Below are 16,763 nucleotides of genomic sequence, written 5' to 3'. Positions count from 1 at the left end.
TATTTAAAGGAGATTATCGCCCCATGCAAATGAAAACCGGTGTCGAGCAATCCGTTTATGCACTGTTAATCTTAAACTTTCTGCCCCCTAAAGCCGTATTGCCAGGGGAGGTTATAAGTGAACTACTCGGGGCCTCACCGTCCTATTTTCAAAAATTGCTACGAAAACTCGTGAGCGCTGATTTGATCGTCTCCGTTCCTGGAGCAAAGGGTGGATTCAAGCTAAAAAAACAGCCCGACGATATTCAGATTTATGATGTGTACGTGGCGATTGAAGGCAAGCAGTCACTTTATTCTTCTAGTGGTATTCTACAAGATATGCTCAACCTTGAAGAGAAAAAAGTTCGATTGCTTTCAAATTTAATGGAAGAAGCGGAAACGTCGTGGAAAACAACGCTAAAGCGAGAATCGATTGGGTCACTTGCTGCTGAAATAGACAAAAAGTGCCCGCCCGAGAGCTTGACGAGAATTCAGGGCATCGTACACGACAAAATGGTTTTATAAATTAAAGGAGGAACTACAACATGGAAAACTTACAGCGTTATTTTGGATTATTTGATGAATCACGTACTAGCACACAAGCAATGGAGGATCTATTCTCTCTATTTTCGGATGACATGTCATTTGTACTAAACGGAGACCGTAAAGAAGGCATTGAAAGCTGGAAAATGTTCATGAAAATGTTTTATGAATACAATAGCGATATTAAGCACATGTTTGAAGGCTGGGAGCGTGTAGAAGGCACGGATCAGTATCAAACAAAATGGGCCGTTTGCGGGAAGAAGAAAACAGGGGAAGTCTTTACACAAGAAGGCATTGACATTGCGCGTTTAGACGAAAGCGGGAAGATCTGCTATTTAGAAAATGTGCCAGCAGATTCAGCTGCATTTCAACAGTACAAACAAATCTAATTAAAAAGACCATTCCACTGTGGATGGTCTTTTTAATCCTTGATGAATTCCGCGCTATCCGTTGAGAAGATTTCAATCACGCCCACAGCAACATCCCTACGAATGATAGGCAAAGAAAACGAATCGCGATCGACTTTTTTTCTGGCTCACCGCTTCCCCACCACATGACAAACAACATCATACCAATCAGTGGAAACAAAATTGCTGCTACATACCACCAACTCTTATTACGATTGGTCATAATACGCATCCCTCCGGTTACATCCTTGTGAAGAGGAGATGAAGCAAATATACAAATGCGAAACAGTTTGTGAACCTTTGGTGTACAATGTATGTTTTTTCCTGTTCATCGTATATAATAAAAGGACAAACAATAAACCGCTTTCACTACATATACGAAAGGGGACGATTACGTTGGTTAAAAAACTATTAGGTGTCCTTCTGCTATTAGCGCTTATTAGTTATACCGCATGGCAAAATTTTGCGCCTGCTAAAACAGAAGCCGCCCCACCGCAAGATGACCTTCGTTCCTATGAAGATGGTTCAGAAAAAAATCAAGATGTTCCTGCATCAGGGCTAGAAGAAGGGAAAATGGCTCCTGATTTTACCCTCTCTACGTTAGATGGAAAGACGGTGTCGTTATCTAGCCTACGAGGCAAAAAAGTCATTGTAAACTTCTGGGCAACGTACTGTCCACCTTGTAAAGAAGAGATGCCTCAGATGCAGACCTTCCATGAAAAGTATGGAAAAGATGTTAAGGTACTTGCTGTTAATCTAACGTCACAGGAGATCAATCGAAACTCTGTGCAAAAATTCGTGGATAAGTATCACTACACGTTCCCCATTTTACTTGATGAGAAGGAAGAGATCGGGATTAAAAAGTACAAAGTTCTCCTCATCCCAACTTCTTATTTCATTGATGAACAAGGGAAAATTCAGCAGCGCATTGAAGGGCCGATGACTCTAAAACAAATGGAAGCTTTCGCAGCACAATAAGAGGCAAAAAAGAACGTTTCGTTTCTGGAACGTTCTTTTTTTATTTTCTTCTTTAGAAGTGTTTAGAAAATTTCTAAAATGGAAATATTTAAATTAGAAATTACATTCTATTTTAAATTAGAAAAGAGGCACTCAAATGAGAAAATTACGAAAACGTTCTTTTTCAGAACTAGTACAAGAAAATAAACGCCAATTGCTTCGCGACCACGAGGCGTTAGATCAGTTAGAAGAGCGCTTAGAGCAACGTTTAGCACTTCGTATGCTTGAGCAAGCTGAATAGTTCTCCAAACACTTCCTTACATAAAATCGAAATTAAAATCGAATATTAAATTAGAATCTTCTTCGATGCAGGATTCGATTCTTCGATTTTAGAGGAGGCAACAACATGGGAAACCCAAAGCGTAATCCGAAAGATTTCGTTCCAAACCACATTGGCACACAATCACGTGCAGCAGGTGGAAACAAAGGGAAACAAATGCAGGATAAATCCGGCCAGCATCCTCAAGTGATTCAAACTAAAGGGGAATAACGAATAGATCGTGTAAAAAGCAGGGGTAACGAACCCTGCTTTTATTATGGCTTTTAGTAGACATAATGTAATTATGGTTATTTTAAATTATTACCATCATAAGATGATGAACGTGAGAGATACTAGTTGAGGTAAGGGATTTTACAATTTGAGGGGGAATGAAAGATGGCATGGAGTAAACCAAATCCAGATAACCGTACTGACAACGTAGAAAAGCTTCAAACGATGGTTCAAAACACGATTGAAAACATCGAAAAAGCACAGGCAACAGCAGAGTTTTCTTCTTCTGAAGAGCGTGCAAACATTGAAGCAAAAAATCACCGTCGCGAAGAAAGCATTCAAGCAATGCGCAATGAAATTCAAGACGAAGCAAGTCAGCGTGAAAACGGCTACAAGTAATTCCTTTTACCCCATTCATTTGAGTGGGGTTCTACTCATTTAAAAATTCCCTATAGTCGATGAAAAAAGCCGCTTTATGATATAGTAAAAGGGAGATTACATAGGAAATAGAGGGATTTTATGCATATTTCAAAAAAAGAAATTGAAGTTCGTTACGCAGAAACCGACCAAATGGGTGTCGTCTATCATGCCAACTACTTAGTATGGATGGAAGTAGGACGCACAGGCCTTATTCAAGATATGGGGCTTAACTACGCAGGAATGGAAGCAGAAGGCGTTTTATCACCTGTCACAGATGTTCAAGTGTCATATAAGAAGCCACTGACATACGGGGACGTGGCAACGGTTCACACATGGGTCGAGATTTATGATGGGCTTCGCGTTCAGTATGGCTATGAAATTTACAACCAGCACGGTGAGCTTGCGATCGAAGCGACTTCCTCACACGTTTGTGTAAAGAAAGAAAACTTCCGCCCCATTTCCATTCGCCGTAAGTTCCCTGAATGGCACGAGGCGTATGAGAGCATTAAAAAGAAATAAGAAAGATAGCAACTCGTAAATGCACATAAAGAAAACATAAGCTACCTGTTCGCTGGGTGGCTTATTTGTTTATTGTCTATCATCGTACACCACGAATCACAACAAGTATCAAAAGTGATGCGTCCTGGTCGCATTACCTATCCATTTGCGTATATGACAAACGTCTATACACGTAGTGACCGAAGAGGGGCTGGCATTGGAAGTGAGCTTCTCAAACAAGTGAACGAATGGGCGAAGGAACAGCAGTATGAATTTATTATCGTGTGGCCAAGTGATACGAGTATTTCGTACTATGAGAAAAATGACTATGCACCCTGCACGGAACCGATGCAGTACGTGCCTTCTCCGTAATTTTTAGATCATTGGAAAATGGTCAGATGAATATGTTTTAAAAAAGCACAAGGAGAGAAGCGATATGAAAGAAGTGATAGATGGTATTCAATACTGGGTGAGACAATTGCCAGAAGAGTATAGATTGATGTCTGACACGGACATCTCAGATCGGCCCGCACCAAATAAATGGTCCAAAAAAGAGATCCTCGGTCATCTTTGTGACTCGGCGATTAACAACATTCAGCGGTTTGTTAAGATTCAGTATGAAAAGCCGGTGTATGTGCTCGAGCCCTATGATCAAGAGTATTGGGTAAGGAGTCAACAGCATCAAACTCGCCCGGTGGATGAACTTCTTGCGCTGTTTCAAGCGCTCAACAACCAAGTCGTCACCATTATTAAACAGATTCCAGGTGATAAGCTCCTACACCTCTGTGACATCGGAAACAACGAGCATAAGACGCTGCAGTGGCTCATTGAAGACTACCTTTCGCATATGGAGCACCATATTCGCAATCAAATCTTATCGTCCCGTACGTAATGGCTCTTCTTTATATAAAAATCCACCATCACATGATGGATAAAACGAGAACAAATGAAAAAATCACCTGTAATCAACTACCGTTTACAGGTGATTCTATAATTAATGCTCACTACAGCAGGTAGGGAAGAAAAGGTTCAGCTCATTTGTACTCTTATGAATTCTATGCCCCGTACAAAAGCATAAACAACATCACCACTATGTTAATAATCAACAATAGCTTGCCAAAAAGATTTTTGATGGTCAAAGAGGAAAAGGCCACGGAGATTAAAAAAGAAAAAATCGCAATTTTAGGTGCCGTGTACGCGACGTCTAATATCCCGATCATCGGAAAATACAAAAATAAGAAGCTAATACCAACAAAAACCAGTAAAAAAAGAATTGCTACCGTCACAAAAACATAATTTTTAAGTTGATTCAGCTGCTGTTTCTCATGGCTAACATCCATCATGTGTTCCTCCTACTAATAAATATGAACTTTAAAGTATTGGTTGGGCAAATAAAACCGCCAAATGAATCGTCCTGAATCGGTGCTTCAATGAGAAAGTGGTTATCTTCTAGGTAAGTGCACATTCCCTCTATAAACTTGTTGATGTTTTCTAATGTATAGTGATTGATGGATAATGAATATTCATGATTCTTCACACCAAACCCTCTTTTTAAAATTTAATGTTTAATTCATTATCGCTTATATCCTCATTGTAGTTAAAAATGGTTCATAAGCACATTATAATACAGAAAATTACAAATTTACTTTTTGCCAAATTAATGTCTCTTTTGCGAGAGTCATAAAATTTTAGTAGTAATTTCAACCAATCCAGCTTTTTTCATTGCTTGAGAAGGTCATTAAGATCGAACGATTGAAGCAAACAAATAGGATTGGAGGTGAGGTAATGGATCATATCGCACAGTATGTGGTGGAACTAGAGGATGGAACCTTTGCGTTATGGGATTTAGAGTACTAAATAACTATTAATCTCTATATTACATAAAATTTTAGTGATCATAAAACAGCTTATAGGCACCAAAAAAAAACTAAGAGTTTAACCCTTAGCTTTTTTGGTGATATTTCTCAAATATTTTAAAAATCCTTTACGGTGCTTAATTTTTGATAGTAAGAAATCTCAATATAAATTTTCTTATTAGACTAATTTTACAATCGTTCTTCCTCTTACATGCCCTTTTAAAATGTTAGGAAGAACAGCAGGAAGCTGATTTAAATTAATTTCTTGTGAGATAAAATCTTCAAAATTAGATGGCTTGAAATCTGTTGCTATGCGTTCCCATATTTTTAAACGTGTTTCCATTGGGCAGTATACAGAGTCAATTCCAAGTAAATTGACGTCTCTTAAAATGAATGGAAAAACAGTAGTGGACAGTTTTGTCCCAGCTGTTAGCCCACTAACAGCAACTGAACCTCCATATTGAATCTGGCTTAAAACAGAGGAAAGAGGATCTCCACCAACAGGGTCAACGGCTGCAGCCCATTTTTGTGTCCCTAAAGCTTTAACTTTTCCTCCATACGTCATATCCCTTGAAATAATCGTATGAGCTCCGAGTTTTCGTAAATACTCATACTCTGATTCTTTCCCCGTGCTAGCTTCTACCTTATAACCAAGAGAGTTTAAAAATGAGACCGCAAAACTGCCAACTCCACCGGTTGCACCTGTCACAAGAACTTTTCCTTTTTCTGGCGATACTCCATTCTCCTCTAGACGTTGTATAGATAATGCTGCTGTAAAGCCTGCTGTTCCTACTACAATGGCTTCTTTAAGGCTTAAATTTTCAGGTAAAGGTACAATCCAATCACCTGGAATACTGGCATATTCGCTGTATCCACCAAAGTGGGAAACACCTATATCGTAACTTGTTGCAATGACTTCATCTCCTTCATGAAAGCGAGGGTCCTTAGAAGAAACGACTACACCCACTAAATCTACCCCTGGTATAAATGGATAATTTCTTACGATTTTACCATCAGGAGTACCTGCTAGCCCATCTTTATAGTTAATCCCCGAATAATGTACCTTGATTATGACATCACTCTTAGGCAAAAAATCTAGGGAAATATTTTTTACATTTATTGAAAATTCATCATTACATTTGTCTACCACTAGCGCTTTAAATTGATCTTTCATTTCGTGATTCCTCCTTTTTGAAACTATTTCTAGTATACATTATTATTCTGACCGGTCAATTTTTTTGACCGGTCAGAATAATTTTTGTTCAAATTTTTAAAAATGATGTATACTAATTTGTAGGTTTAGTTTGCTGGAGGTTTATTATGAAGAAAAAAGCAGAAGAGAGAAAGAATCAAATATTAAGAGCAGCTTTCCAAGCTATGTCAGTACAAGGTTATAATTCGGTTACCTTACAGAGTATTGCTGATCATGCAGAAGTTAGTAAAGGAGTCGTCCATTATTATTTTGAAAATAAGGAAGATACCTTATCTCAACTCCTTGAGTGGCTTACAAATAAAATCTATAACTATGAGCTTGCATCAGTGAATTCAGAGTCTACTCCCTTGGGTAAATTAAAAGCTTACGTAAACTCAGTGTTTGTCGCTCCTGAGAAAAATGCAAAATTTTATAGAGTTTATTTAGATTTCTTGTCTCAGGCAGGTCAAAATGAAACATACAGAAAAATTAATCATCATTTTTATCAAAACTGTTGGGGCATTACATCTGACATTATTACTTCTGGTCAGAAAACAGGAGTGTTTGAACAGAATATTAATATAGAAAACACTTCAAAAACCATGCGAGCTATTATAGATGGATTGCTCATTCAATGGCTAATGAACGAAGATATAAATTCCCATCAATACTACAAAGAGACTTGCTATCAAAGCTTTTTAGACTTGCTAAAAGTTAATTAGATGCTCTTTTTAGACTTTTTAACCTGTCTACCTTCTATACTTTACAAGATAAACAGGGAGAACAAAGTCTAAAATCAAAGTTAGGCATGTCATATGCAAAGCTATGATCAAGGGTAATTACAAGTGGACGGATATAGTGGTTACAATCAAGTGCCGGATGTCACCCTGGTGGGATGTTGGGAACTTGTCAGACGTAAGTTCGGTAAAACCATAAGGGCTTTACCTGATTCACAACGGAAAAAAAAGGTGAAGGCGAGGGAAGGATTGTATTTCTGTAACCAACTCTATTCTATCGAAAGAAAGCTAAAACATGGCGACTCTACAAAACGATATGAGTAGCGACTGGAAAAAAGCAGGCCCATTCTGGACCTTTTTCAATCATGGCTTTATAAACAAAAAGATCTCGTTCTACCAAAAAGCGCGCTAGGAAAAGCCATCATTTATTGTTTGAATCAGATGTGGGTAATTGTTAATTAACTCAATCTACTACATTCAACTACATTTAAGGGTTTCATTGGCCTGAATGACATAGAAAAGAGCACTGCTAGTCGCAATGCTCTTTTCTATGTGTATCTTTTTCGTCTTCATGTTTAAATAAACGTAAAGTTACACCTTAAATTTCTCCATCAACTGCTGTAGCTCGATCGCCATGGCGGATAAGGACTGAGAAGCAGACGTTATTTCTTCCATAGACGCGAGCTGCTCCTCTGCTGAAGCAGCGACGTTTTGCGCATGGCCAGAGGTGTTTTGCGATGTATCTGACACGTCTGTGACAGTGGTTGCCACTTCTTGAATACCGCTTGCCATATTGGTTGAAATACCAACAAAGGATTTCATTTGATTTTCTACTTGGTACATTGCACCAAGGATATGGCTAAAACCTTCCTCCGTATTCTTCACAAGGTGAAGACCGGCTTTTACATCTTCTTTTACTTGATCCACCGCACTTGATGACTGTGTCATGTCGCCTTGAATTTCCTGGATAAGCGTGGAGATCTGTGTGGCCGAAGACTGCGATTGCTCGGCTAGTTTACGTACTTCGTCCGCCACAACCGCAAATCCTTTTCCGTGTTCACCGGCTCTAGCCGCCTCGATGGCCGCATTAAGTGCCAGCAGGTTCGTTTGATCAGCAATCGCTGTAATTACCTTTGTGATTTCACCGATTCGCTTTGATTTTTCGCCTAATAGCTGAATCGTTTCTTCACTAATCGACACGGAGTGTTCGATTTCACTCATTTGCAGCGCAGTTTTTTTCATGTATTCTTCGCCTTTGTGTGCTTGTGCTAAAGACGTTGTTCCTACATGTAAAATTATCGATGCTGATTCCTCCATCGTTTCAATATGTGTAGAAAGCTTTCGTAACGATTCATTGCTTTCATGAATGCCAGAGGCTTGTTGTTCGGTATTGAGTGAAACTTCTTGGATCGCGGCCGTAATTTGTTCGGTAACGTGACTACTTTGCTCTGCACCAGCTGCAAGCTGCTCGGATGCTGCGGCAACATATTCAGACGCCTTACGTACTTCTTCAATCATAAATTGAGATTTTGTCCGCATTTCGTTGTAGCTTGTGACAAGATAATGAATTTCATCGCTTCCTCGGTCGTGAACGACTGCCGTGAAGTCACCTTTTCCAGCACGATCAAGAGCATGAGAGATGGCCTTTAATCTGCGGCGTAATCCTCTCGTAAAGAAGAGAACAACCAAAAGGGCAAGAATAATCACCCCGACTAGCACGAGTAAAAAGACGCTCATGAAAGAGGATAAAATCTCATCAATAATACTTTGTGGTGCACCCACATAAAAAATCCCGATCGTCTCGCCATTTTCATCTGTCAGCGGCATGTAAGCCGTTTGATACGTATGACCTGCAACGTCAGCTTGTCCGTAATAGGGCTTTTGCTGTTTTAATACGGTGTCAATGACTTCAGGAGAAGCCTTAGTGCCAACTGCACGTTTCCCGTCGATCCTTACATTCGTTGCGATTCGCGTATCGTTCGAGAAGATGGTGACGGTATCATTTGTATTTTTACCGATACGATCAACGAGTTCAAACAGACCATTCATTTCTTGATCGCCTTTGTATAGCTTTCCATTTGAACTAGACCAATCACCAGGGTACTTTGTATCAACATAATCATAGGCCATATGCAAATCGCCTTTTGCTTTATCAGTGGCAAACTTCTCCACACCGGATTCAATTTCTCTTCCTACTACAAGACTAATAATGACGGAAAGGATAAGCAGGATACTAATCGTCATCACATTAATCTTTGTAGCAATTCCTATGTTCACTCTTCGTGTTGCCTCTGATTTGACATCAGAGGTCGTACGGGCATGCCTCAATGTTATTTCGCTCCTTTTTTTACATGATTGCAACTAGACTATTTTACTATGATAAAAAGCATAAAGTATACATTTTTTTCTTAAGAAGGATTAATTATGTAATAAAAAATCGCACAAAAAATGAGCAGTAAATGAGCTGCCCATGGATGTGTGTTATGAATGGATTTCTTTAATGCCTGATAAGCGAATAGGCCAAACCTTTTCTCGCTCATCCTTTAACGATAAGACTTGATCACGTAAATTTAGTTGATGAACACGACCTTTTAACGTATGAACAGTGCCGTTTAAATCGTATAAAACCGTCACAAGCCCCTTACGAGATAGCTCTTTTAAAAACATGGATTGAAACACTCCTTGTATATGACGTCTTTCATTTTATAGGATAAAAGACGGATGTTAAGGAAAGATGGAGTGAATGTTAAAGAAACGTAAAAAAGTGTAAAGGATAATGAGTCAATGGAGCGCTTAAAAGAAGGATTAGCTTTTTGTTAATTTTATGGTATAATTTACCTTCTTTTAAAAGGGGGATGATACGATGAACATCGGAACAACGGAAGCGGCAGCAAGGTGGGATCGCTTTGCGGATGAATATGCACGAAATCACGGAGAAATGGGCGATTTACATAAGGAAGCTCTGCTAAATCCAGCGCTTTTTTCACTAATAGGGGACATGTCAGGGAAAAAGCTGTTGGATGCGGGATGTGGAGAAGGATATTTGAGTCGTTTACTTGCTCGACAGGGTGCTCTTGTTACCGGAGTCGACTATTCACCTCGTATGCTTGAACATGCTAAAAGCCGGACACCGAACGAGCTAGTGATTGGGTATCATCATGGCAACTTAGAAGAACTGGATTTCTTAGAGGATGACCAATTTCAACTCGTTGTTTCAAACATGGTCATTCAAGATTTAGCCGACTATGAGAAGGCATTTCAAGAAGTTTATCGTGTGTTAGAAAAGGACGGGTATTTTATCTTCTCCATTCTTCATCCGTGTTTTGTTACACCAAATAGCGGGTGGGTAAAGACAGAAGAGGGATCAAAACTCTATTGGAAAACGGATCGTTATTTCTATGAGGGGGCGTATGAACAACGCATTGGAGAAAAGGAAAAAATGATTCTCTTTCATCGAACGCTTACTAGTTACATCAATGCACTCGTGCAAACAGGCTTCCTCATTGAAGAAGTGGTGGAGCCGAAGCCATCGGAAGAAGTCTTAATGAAGTACCCTTCGTTCAGTGAAGATTTACGCTGTGCGGATTTCCTTGTATTTAAGGTAAAAAAATAAATGGATGGGCTGTCTGAAACGAATGATTCTTTCGCTTTAGGCAGTCTTTTTGTGTGAGTGACGTGGAAGATACAATTCATACTCATTATGCATCAATGTTATAAAAAATCCTGATTAGAAGTTATTGATGAATGAGCGTATGATAGAGGTAAGCATTCATTGAATTTGTGACACAAAGGAGTATCATAACCGTATGACGTATATTAAACGGGGAACCCCAGCTTTTACAAAAATGAACTTATCACTATTCGCGGGCGGCTTTAGCACATTTGCGATCTTATGGGGAACGCAACCGTTACTTGCTGAAATTTCCGAGGAGTTTCATATTTCTCCTGCTACTTCTAGTTTAAGTTTATCCTCCACAACGATTGCCCTTGCCATCAGCATGCTAGTGGCAGGATCACTATCTGAGGTGTTCGGCCGTAAAAAAGTAATGACAATTTCGCTTATTGTCTCATCTATTTTAGCGGTTCTTATCGCTTTTACACCTAATTTCCACTTATTATTGGCAGGTCGTATTCTTCAAGGCGTTTCGCTTGCAGGACTTCCGGCTGTTGCGATGGCGTACCTAGGGGAAGAGGTGGACCCTAAAAGTCTCGGGATGGCGATGGGACTCTACATCAGCGGAAACTCCGTTGGAGGAATGGCCGGGCGAATTATTAGCGGTATCTTAACAGATTTCTTTAACTGGCACGTTGCGCTAATGGGCGTAGGAATCATTAGCCTGCTTTCAAGCTTTGTGTTTTGGCGCTTTCTCCCATCATCTCAAAACTTCAATGCTCAAGCCTTTAAACCGAAAAAGCTCACAGGCGCATTGGTTAGTCATTTAAAAGAGCCTGCGCTTTTGTATCTATTTGCGATCGGCTTTTTACTAATGGGAAGCTTTGTGGCGCTGTATAATTACATTGGTTTTCAGCTGCTAAAACCACCTTATTCATTAAGTCAAACCGTGGTCGGATTTATTTTTATCGTCTATATGGTCGGCACGTTTAGCTCGACGTGGATGGGGATGATGGCCGACAAATACGGAAAACGCATCATTCTTCAATTATCGCTTGCGCTGATGCTTGCGGGTGTATGTATTACCTTGAACACGCATCTGTCGATTAAAATTATCGGCATCGCCATTTTCACTTTTGGATTCTTTGCCGGCCATTCCATTGCAAGCGGCTGGGTAGGGAAAACCGCTACACATGACAAAGCACAAGCATCCTCACTGTATTTATTTTTTTACTATACCGGCTCTAGCATCGGAGGAACCGTCAGTGGCTTATTTTATCATGATTTCGGATGGAGCGGGGTGGTATCGATGATCATCGTTCTGAGCGTTGTGTCGATTCTTGGATCCCTTCAATTAGGAAAAGTCATCAAAAAGCGTGAAAGAGCGGCTTATCAGCATTAAAAAAAGGACGTGAATCTTGTGATAAGATTCACGTCCTTTTTGCTATTACATATCGGCTACGACGATTTTTCCGATCATGTCGCCAGCTTCTACTTTTTGATGCGCTATACGTAGGTTAGACGCGTTAATTGGTGATAGCGTTTCTGTGAGCGTCGAAACGACGGAACCTGTTTCGACGAGCTGACTGACGTTTGTTAAAATATGGTGTTGCTCGATGATATCACTTGTTTGGAACATTGCGCGCGTGAACATAAACTCCCAGACGAACGTTGCGCTCTTTTGCTGAAGATCCGAAAGCGGAAGAGGATCTTTCGTTTCAGCAATTCCACAAATTTTTCCTTGCGGTGCAATGACTTCAACCATTCCATCCCAGTGCTTGTCTGTTGCGTTTAAGCAAAAGATGTAATCAACCGTTTCGAATCCGATTTCTTTTAGCTGCGGAGCAAGTGGCTCGTAGTGATTAATAATGTGATCCGCACCGTGACGCTTTGCCCAATCACTTGTTTCAGTGCGCGAAGCTGTCCCGATCACGTTTAGACCTGCTTTTTTAGCCAGCTGTGTAGCAATAGATCCGACACCGCCCGCTGCGCTAATAATTAAAATGCTTTTATCCTTGTTTTCAGGTGATTCAATCGGAATTTCTAAGCGGTCAAACAACGCTTCCCAAGCGGTTAACGTTGTAAGCGGAAGCGCCGCTGCTTCTGCAAATGACAAGTTACCAGGCTTTTTCCCTACAATTCGCTCGTCCACTAAATGAAACTCACTGTTTCCGCCTTGTCTTGTGATGCTTCCTGCGTAATATACTTCGTCTCCAGGCTGAAAGAGCGTTACATCAGGCCCAACGGATTCCACAATTCCTGCTACGTCATAGCCTAAAATTTTCGGTTCATTCTCCACTTCATCCTTTGGTGCACGTACTTTTGTGTCGACAGGGTTTACAGACACCGCTTGAACGCGTACAAGCAGATCATGACCTGTGGCGCGTGGTGTTTCCACCTCAACGTCTACTAAACTTTCTGGATGATCAATTGGTAAGTAACGATAAAGTCCAACTGCTTTCATATTCTGACACTCCTTTAGCTGTTTTGTTATATCTTTAGGGTAGCTTCTTCTACTCGTTGTATACCCGCCTTTTTGGATCAAAAACGAAGCGATGTTTTTACTGTACCAGGCGCTCTTTTCACTCGCAAGTAGGCACATTTTTGTGAGGCAGGCACAGAGAGGGTACTAAAGGAGAGGAAGTTCACGATTTGTGATGAATCGTTAAATGCTCATAGAAAAGGCTCAGAATGGTAAATCATTCTGAGCCTTTCGCCGTTTTCATTTACTCGTACTTAAACACGGGTTCGTCATATTCTTTATTAAAATCAACTTCTAGATCATGACCATCAAAATACCACAGGTCTTCTTCTTCTACATAAAAAATAATGCCGTCTTCATCGATTTGTGAGCCGATTTGAATTGGTTTTTGTTTTTCTACGCCTAAAGAAAAGCCTTTTTGAACAGTGCTGCATCCTCCGTAGCGTACGAAGAAACGAACGTAATCACCTTTTTCTACGATCATATCATCTTTGAACCATGCAAGGGCTTCGGGTGTTAGGGTTATTTTCATTGTTAGCTCTCCTTTCCGCTTAGCATTCACCTCATTATATAAGAAGTTCACACATTGTGCCATCATTATGGAAAAACTACCGTTATTAGGAATACAACTACTTTCCGTGCACATGATAAAAAGAAACGGGTTTAACCATAAGGGGAAAAAGGATATGAATAGAAATAGAAGGGAGGACGCAACATGCGTACATCAACTGCATTAAAATGGGTCTCAGGTGGACTTGAAGCATTCTTTGGCATTCCTTTTGTAGGGGGCGCGATTATTCTATCGACCGGCTGGGCGCCGCTCTTTCCGATGGCTATTTTACATATCATTACGTTAGTCTTTTGTGTGAGGGATCGTGATGGAAAAGTCGGGAGTATTTTAGGAATCATCACATCTTGTCTCGGATGGATTCCGTTACTTGGCATGTGTCTACATATCATCACAGCCGTTGTCCTGTTAGTTAGCGCTTATTTTGAAAGTAGAAGAAGCGCTCATAGGTAGACAGACTTCCTGAGGAGGTCTGTCTTTTTGGTTACTACTTCTTGCAAACACAAACAGTAGTATGGCACCATTAGGAATGACAGAGAGATAAAGGAGAGACCGCTATGAAAAACGGGGTAATTAGTCTAGGGGAAGCGTTAATTGATTTTATTCCAATGGATGCATCAAATACAACCTATCAAAAAAGTCCAGGAGGGGCACCAGCTAACGTAGCTGTAGGCGTTGCGCGATTAGGTGTACCTGTTCATTTTCTCGGAAAAGTCGGCAACGACGTATTGGGCACCTTTTTAAAAGAAACGCTAACGGACTACGGCGTACAAACAGATGCGATGACGTTAACAGATGAGGCACGTACAGGGGCTGTTTTTGTAACCCTCGCTGATAACGGAGAGCGAAGCTTTGACTTTTATATTCAGCCGAGCGCTGATACTTTTTTAAGTGAACAGGAATTATCTGATGAACTGTTTCAAACGAATAAAATTCTCCACTTTGGCTCCATTTCCTTAATTCGCGAGCCGGCGAAATCAGCCACAATCGCTGCCGTAAAAAAAGCGAAAGAAAATGGCATGATGATTTCGTATGATCCCAACCTTCGCTTAAATCTATGGGATAGCGAAAAACAAGCTCGTGAAGCGATTATGTCGATGCTTCCTGAAGCGGATGTGCTAAAAATTTCGGAAGAAGAGCTCACGTTTTTGACGGGTGAAACCGATGTAGAAGAGGGCGTAAAAAAGCTAGAAGCTTATGGAATTCCACTGATCTTTATTACGCTTGGAGGTGAAGGAAGTTACGCCTTCGTCGGAAAAGAAACGATTCGCATTCCTGCAATGAAGGTACAAGCCGTTGATACTACAGGGGCGGGAGACGCTTTTGTGTCTGGTATTTTGTATCATCTTAACGAATACAAAAAAGAGTTGTCTCACCTAACCATTCATGAAGCTGCTGAAATGGGACGTTTTGCAAGTGTATCTGGCGGCTTAGCTGCGTCCGTAAAAGGAGCGATGACGGCACTTCCAACGCTTCAACAAGTAAAAAAACAACTGAGCTGACACCAGCCCCTCAGGAATTCCTGGGGGGTTATTTTATTTATAAAACGAACAAATAGTGGAAACCCTATGCATAAAAAAGAGCAAAAGGAGACGGTATGAACGATATTCTCATTAGTATTGGACGGACGTGTATCGCATACGTTTTGATCATGATTATTATTACCATGATGGGAAAACAGATTAGTGCTCAGGCGACCTACCATAGCTTTGCGGTTTCTATTATGCTTGGTTCAATTGCCGCTAATATTGCCTTTGACCTCAAGCTGAACGTCTGGGCGATGATTGGCTCCTTCATTACCCTCAGTCTTATCGCTTACTTGCTGTTTTTTCTTGCTTCAAAGAGAAGAATCTTTAGAAGGTGGATTACGGGAAGACCTACTGTAGTGATTGAGCACGGAAAAATTTTAGAGCAAAATATGAAAAAGCTTCGGTACACGCTCGATATGCTTAGTCAGGCGCTTCGTCAGAAAGATATTTTTGATCTGCAAGAAGTTGATTATGCCGTTATTGAAAACGATGGTAAACTATCTGTGCTCAAAAAGAATGTATATCAAACGGTTAAGCGTCATGATCTCTCGTTCCTTCCCCCAACATCACAGCAATTCCCCGTAGAATTAGTCATGAACGGAGAAATTATCAGTAAAAATACAGGGGAAACGCCTTATACAGAGGCATGGCTTTACCAGGAACTTCAAAAACGAGGATATGAGCTATCAAATGTTCACTACGCAGTCGTAAGTACAAGCGGGATGCTTTATATTGATACATACAACGATCACCTCTCATCTCCACTTGACATTGAATAGCTTTTCTTTCGTCCCATTCGTATTGTATAATGGAGTCCACTAAATATTTCTCGAAAAACCATTATATTGAAAGTGGGAAAGTCATGAAAAAATTTTTAATTACGATTGTTATTTTAGCAGCGATTGGATACGGCGGCTATCGTGTTGCGCTTAATTATGTATCGAATAAAGTGGTCGCCATTGCACAAAAAGAATGGCTAACAGATGATCAAATTTCTAAAGCAAAGCAGTATGCTAATATTGATCAGCTCGCAAAAGAAGTTAGTCGAGTTGATAAAAGTAAATTGCCTTTTCATACAAAAGAAGATGCAGTAAAAACTGTCATGAAAAAGTTCTCGACGTCTGAATTAGCAGATGCCGCGAAAAAAGTAAAAGGTGGCGCTACACCGCAGGAAAAACAGGAATTGATGCAGCTTGCAGAACAGCGTCTATCACCTGATGAACTTGCGGCTCTGAAAGTCGTAGCGCTTCAGGAATTACAAAAACAGTCTAAATAATACACCACCCACATCGTACACGCGATGTGGGTATTTTTTTGTCCGCGTTTTACTAGAAAGGATGGTAAAGAGAATAATACGTGAAAAGAATTAGGCGTATGGCACGAATCCATTGATGAGTTTTTTATAAGCTGAGCGAATTAATTGGACGGCTTTC

General features: G+C 40.3%; 23 protein-coding genes and 1 pseudogene. 17 read left to right on the top strand and 7 right to left on the bottom strand.

Going from position 1 to position 16,763, the window contains the following annotated elements; genetic code table 11:
• Positions 1 to 23: 23 nt before the first annotated feature.
• Positions 24 to 503 carry an RrF2 family transcriptional regulator gene (locus IE339_RS11335; RefSeq protein ID WP_242176009.1) on the top strand — a complete coding sequence of 160 codons (480 nt, stop codon included), beginning with the start codon at positions 24 to 26 and terminating at the stop codon, positions 501 to 503.
• Positions 504 to 523: 20 nt separating this feature from the next.
• Positions 524 to 910 (top strand): nuclear transport factor 2 family protein, encoded by a 387-nt coding sequence (locus tag IE339_RS11330; RefSeq protein ID WP_242176007.1) that lies wholly within the window; start codon positions 524 to 526, stop codon positions 908 to 910.
• A 76-nt stretch (positions 911 to 986) separates the two neighbouring features.
• On the opposite strand, the gene IE339_RS11325 is transcribed toward IE339_RS11330, so the two are convergent.
• On the bottom strand, positions 987 to 1,151 hold the full coding sequence (locus tag IE339_RS11325; RefSeq protein ID WP_242176006.1) for a hypothetical protein: 165 nt from the start codon (positions 1,149 to 1,151) through the stop codon (positions 987 to 989).
• Positions 1,152 to 1,324: 173 nt separating this feature from the next.
• On the opposite strand from IE339_RS11325, the gene IE339_RS11320 reads away from it, so the two are divergent.
• From IE339_RS11320 to IE339_RS11290, 7 genes are all read left to right on the top strand, one after another.
• Entirely contained in the window at positions 1,325 to 1,906 is a 582-nt protein-coding gene (locus tag IE339_RS11320; RefSeq protein ID WP_242176005.1) for a peroxiredoxin family protein, read from the top strand.
• A 136-nt stretch (positions 1,907 to 2,042) separates the two neighbouring features.
• The gene (locus IE339_RS11315) at positions 2,043 to 2,186 is read left to right on the top strand and encodes an FbpB family small basic protein (RefSeq protein ID WP_083446441.1); all 144 of its coding nucleotides are present in this window, start codon (positions 2,043 to 2,045) and stop codon (positions 2,184 to 2,186) included.
• Between the two features lie 105 nt (positions 2,187 to 2,291).
• On the top strand, positions 2,292 to 2,435 hold the full coding sequence (locus tag IE339_RS11310; protein WP_053400470.1) for an acid-soluble spore protein N: 144 nt from the start codon (positions 2,292 to 2,294) through the stop codon (positions 2,433 to 2,435).
• 165 nt (positions 2,436 to 2,600) lie between these two features.
• Positions 2,601 to 2,834: a small acid-soluble spore protein Tlp gene (tlp, locus tag IE339_RS11305; RefSeq protein WP_242176004.1), complete on the top strand. Its 234-nt coding sequence runs from the start codon at positions 2,601 to 2,603 to the stop codon at positions 2,832 to 2,834.
• Positions 2,835 to 2,954: 120 nt separating this feature from the next.
• Positions 2,955 to 3,374 (top strand): acyl-CoA thioesterase, encoded by a 420-nt coding sequence (locus IE339_RS11300; protein ID WP_242176003.1) that lies wholly within the window; start codon positions 2,955 to 2,957, stop codon positions 3,372 to 3,374.
• A 72-nt stretch (positions 3,375 to 3,446) separates the two neighbouring features.
• Entirely contained in the window at positions 3,447 to 3,725 is a 279-nt protein-coding gene (locus tag IE339_RS11295; protein WP_242176002.1) for a GNAT family N-acetyltransferase, read from the top strand.
• A gap of 64 nt (positions 3,726 to 3,789) precedes the next feature.
• A complete protein-coding gene (locus tag IE339_RS11290) occupies positions 3,790 to 4,245 on the top strand; it encodes a DinB family protein (protein WP_242176001.1) in 456 nt (151 codons plus the stop codon).
• A gap of 163 nt (positions 4,246 to 4,408) precedes the next feature.
• On the opposite strand, the gene IE339_RS11285 is transcribed toward IE339_RS11290, so the two are convergent.
• Entirely contained in the window at positions 4,409 to 4,696 is a 288-nt protein-coding gene (locus tag IE339_RS11285; protein WP_242176000.1) for a hypothetical protein, read from the bottom strand.
• Between the two features lie 691 nt (positions 4,697 to 5,387).
• Positions 5,388 to 6,383, bottom strand: a complete 996-nt coding sequence (locus IE339_RS11280) for an NADPH:quinone oxidoreductase family protein (protein WP_242175998.1) — start codon at positions 6,381 to 6,383, stop codon at positions 5,388 to 5,390.
• Between the two features lie 146 nt (positions 6,384 to 6,529).
• On the opposite strand from IE339_RS11280, the gene IE339_RS11275 reads away from it, so the two are divergent.
• The gene (locus IE339_RS11275) at positions 6,530 to 7,123 is read left to right on the top strand and encodes a TetR/AcrR family transcriptional regulator (protein ID WP_168760813.1); all 594 of its coding nucleotides are present in this window, start codon (positions 6,530 to 6,532) and stop codon (positions 7,121 to 7,123) included.
• Positions 7,124 to 7,240: 117 nt separating this feature from the next.
• Positions 7,241 to 7,579: pseudogene (locus IE339_RS11270) on the top strand (IS66 family transposase); the annotation flags it as partial.
• 150 nt (positions 7,580 to 7,729) lie between these two features.
• Here IE339_RS11270 and IE339_RS11265 read toward each other — a convergent pair.
• Both IE339_RS11265 and IE339_RS11260 read right to left on the bottom strand, forming a co-directional pair.
• Positions 7,730 to 9,466 (bottom strand): methyl-accepting chemotaxis protein, encoded by a 1,737-nt coding sequence (locus IE339_RS11265; protein WP_242175997.1) that lies wholly within the window; start codon positions 9,464 to 9,466, stop codon positions 7,730 to 7,732.
• Between the two features lie 153 nt (positions 9,467 to 9,619).
• Complete coding sequence (locus IE339_RS11260; RefSeq protein ID WP_242175996.1) at positions 9,620 to 9,805, bottom strand: hypothetical protein; 186 nt, start codon at positions 9,803 to 9,805, stop codon at positions 9,620 to 9,622.
• Positions 9,806 to 10,001: 196 nt separating this feature from the next.
• Between IE339_RS11260 and IE339_RS11255 the strand changes: the two genes are divergently transcribed.
• Together IE339_RS11255 and IE339_RS11250 are read left to right on the top strand one after the other, a co-directional pair.
• A complete protein-coding gene (locus tag IE339_RS11255; RefSeq protein ID WP_242175995.1) occupies positions 10,002 to 10,751 on the top strand; it encodes a class I SAM-dependent methyltransferase in 750 nt (249 codons plus the stop codon).
• Positions 10,752 to 10,944: 193 nt separating this feature from the next.
• A complete protein-coding gene (locus tag IE339_RS11250; protein ID WP_242175994.1) occupies positions 10,945 to 12,153 on the top strand; it encodes an MFS transporter in 1,209 nt (402 codons plus the stop codon).
• Between the two features lie 45 nt (positions 12,154 to 12,198).
• Here IE339_RS11250 and IE339_RS11245 read toward each other — a convergent pair whose 3' ends face one another.
• Complete coding sequence (locus IE339_RS11245; protein ID WP_242175993.1) at positions 12,199 to 13,215, bottom strand: zinc-binding alcohol dehydrogenase family protein; 1,017 nt, start codon at positions 13,213 to 13,215, stop codon at positions 12,199 to 12,201.
• A gap of 262 nt (positions 13,216 to 13,477) precedes the next feature.
• Positions 13,478 to 13,765 carry a HesB/YadR/YfhF family protein gene (locus IE339_RS11240; RefSeq protein WP_242175992.1) on the bottom strand — a complete coding sequence of 96 codons (288 nt, stop codon included), beginning with the start codon at positions 13,763 to 13,765 and terminating at the stop codon, positions 13,478 to 13,480.
• A 183-nt stretch (positions 13,766 to 13,948) separates the two neighbouring features.
• Between IE339_RS11240 and IE339_RS11235 the strand changes: the two genes are divergently transcribed.
• From IE339_RS11235 to IE339_RS11220, 4 genes are all read left to right on the top strand, one after another.
• A complete protein-coding gene (locus tag IE339_RS11235; RefSeq protein ID WP_053400455.1) occupies positions 13,949 to 14,254 on the top strand; it encodes a hypothetical protein in 306 nt (101 codons plus the stop codon).
• 104 nt (positions 14,255 to 14,358) lie between these two features.
• On the top strand, positions 14,359 to 15,303 hold the full coding sequence (locus IE339_RS11230) for an aminoimidazole riboside kinase (RefSeq protein WP_242175991.1): 945 nt from the start codon (positions 14,359 to 14,361) through the stop codon (positions 15,301 to 15,303).
• A 95-nt stretch (positions 15,304 to 15,398) separates the two neighbouring features.
• The gene (locus IE339_RS11225) at positions 15,399 to 16,109 is read left to right on the top strand and encodes a DUF421 domain-containing protein (RefSeq protein WP_242175990.1); all 711 of its coding nucleotides are present in this window, start codon (positions 15,399 to 15,401) and stop codon (positions 16,107 to 16,109) included.
• Between the two features lie 83 nt (positions 16,110 to 16,192).
• On the top strand, positions 16,193 to 16,606 hold the full coding sequence (locus tag IE339_RS11220) for a hypothetical protein (protein WP_242175989.1): 414 nt from the start codon (positions 16,193 to 16,195) through the stop codon (positions 16,604 to 16,606).
• Positions 16,607 to 16,763 lie beyond the last annotated feature (157 nt).

The organism is Priestia koreensis, from assembly GCF_022646885.1.
Taxonomy (GTDB): Bacteria; Bacillota; Bacilli; order Bacillales; family Bacillaceae_H; genus Bacillus_AG; species Bacillus_AG koreensis_A.
The sequence above is the reverse complement of the archived record's forward strand: the minus strand, read 5'-3'. Positions and strand labels throughout refer to the sequence as shown.

What these genes read in the sequence shown, in the direction of transcription:
- IE339_RS11235 (WP_053400455.1), top strand. Translation starts at nt 13,949, where the DNA reads ATGCGTACATCAACTGCATTAAAATGGGTCTCAGGTGGACTTGAAGCA.
- IE339_RS11275 (WP_168760813.1), top strand. Translation starts at nt 6,530, where the DNA reads ATGAAGAAAAAAGCAGAAGAGAGAAAGAATCAAATATTAAGAGCAGCT.
- IE339_RS11245 (WP_242175993.1), bottom strand. Translation starts at nt 13,215, where the DNA reads ATGAAAGCAGTTGGACTTTATCGTTACTTACCAATTGATCATCCAGAA.
- IE339_RS11240 (WP_242175992.1), bottom strand. Translation starts at nt 13,765, where the DNA reads ATGAAAATAACCCTAACACCCGAAGCCCTTGCATGGTTCAAAGATGAT.
- IE339_RS11230 (WP_242175991.1), top strand. Translation starts at nt 14,359, where the DNA reads ATGAAAAACGGGGTAATTAGTCTAGGGGAAGCGTTAATTGATTTTATT.
- IE339_RS11330 (WP_242176007.1), top strand. Translation starts at nt 524, where the DNA reads ATGGAAAACTTACAGCGTTATTTTGGATTATTTGATGAATCACGTACT.
- IE339_RS11290 (WP_242176001.1), top strand. Translation starts at nt 3,790, where the DNA reads ATGAAAGAAGTGATAGATGGTATTCAATACTGGGTGAGACAATTGCCA.
- IE339_RS11310 (WP_053400470.1), top strand. Translation starts at nt 2,292, where the DNA reads ATGGGAAACCCAAAGCGTAATCCGAAAGATTTCGTTCCAAACCACATT.
- IE339_RS11220 (WP_242175989.1), top strand. Translation starts at nt 16,193, where the DNA reads ATGAAAAAATTTTTAATTACGATTGTTATTTTAGCAGCGATTGGATAC.
- IE339_RS11300 (WP_242176003.1), top strand. Translation starts at nt 2,955, where the DNA reads ATGCATATTTCAAAAAAAGAAATTGAAGTTCGTTACGCAGAAACCGAC.
- IE339_RS11315 (WP_083446441.1), top strand. Translation starts at nt 2,043, where the DNA reads ATGAGAAAATTACGAAAACGTTCTTTTTCAGAACTAGTACAAGAAAAT.
- IE339_RS11280 (WP_242175998.1), bottom strand. Translation starts at nt 6,383, where the DNA reads ATGAAAGATCAATTTAAAGCGCTAGTGGTAGACAAATGTAATGATGAA.
- tlp (WP_242176004.1), top strand. Translation starts at nt 2,601, where the DNA reads ATGGCATGGAGTAAACCAAATCCAGATAACCGTACTGACAACGTAGAA.
- IE339_RS11285 (WP_242176000.1), bottom strand. Translation starts at nt 4,696, where the DNA reads ATGATGGATGTTAGCCATGAGAAACAGCAGCTGAATCAACTTAAAAAT.
- IE339_RS11325 (WP_242176006.1), bottom strand. Translation starts at nt 1,151, where the DNA reads ATGACCAATCGTAATAAGAGTTGGTGGTATGTAGCAGCAATTTTGTTT.
- IE339_RS11335 (WP_242176009.1), top strand. Translation starts at nt 24, where the DNA reads ATGCAAATGAAAACCGGTGTCGAGCAATCCGTTTATGCACTGTTAATC.
- IE339_RS11250 (WP_242175994.1), top strand. Translation starts at nt 10,945, where the DNA reads ATGACGTATATTAAACGGGGAACCCCAGCTTTTACAAAAATGAACTTA.
- IE339_RS11255 (WP_242175995.1), top strand. Translation starts at nt 10,002, where the DNA reads ATGAACATCGGAACAACGGAAGCGGCAGCAAGGTGGGATCGCTTTGCG.
- IE339_RS11225 (WP_242175990.1), top strand. Translation starts at nt 15,399, where the DNA reads ATGAACGATATTCTCATTAGTATTGGACGGACGTGTATCGCATACGTT.
- IE339_RS11260 (WP_242175996.1), bottom strand. Translation starts at nt 9,805, where the DNA reads ATGTTTTTAAAAGAGCTATCTCGTAAGGGGCTTGTGACGGTTTTATAC.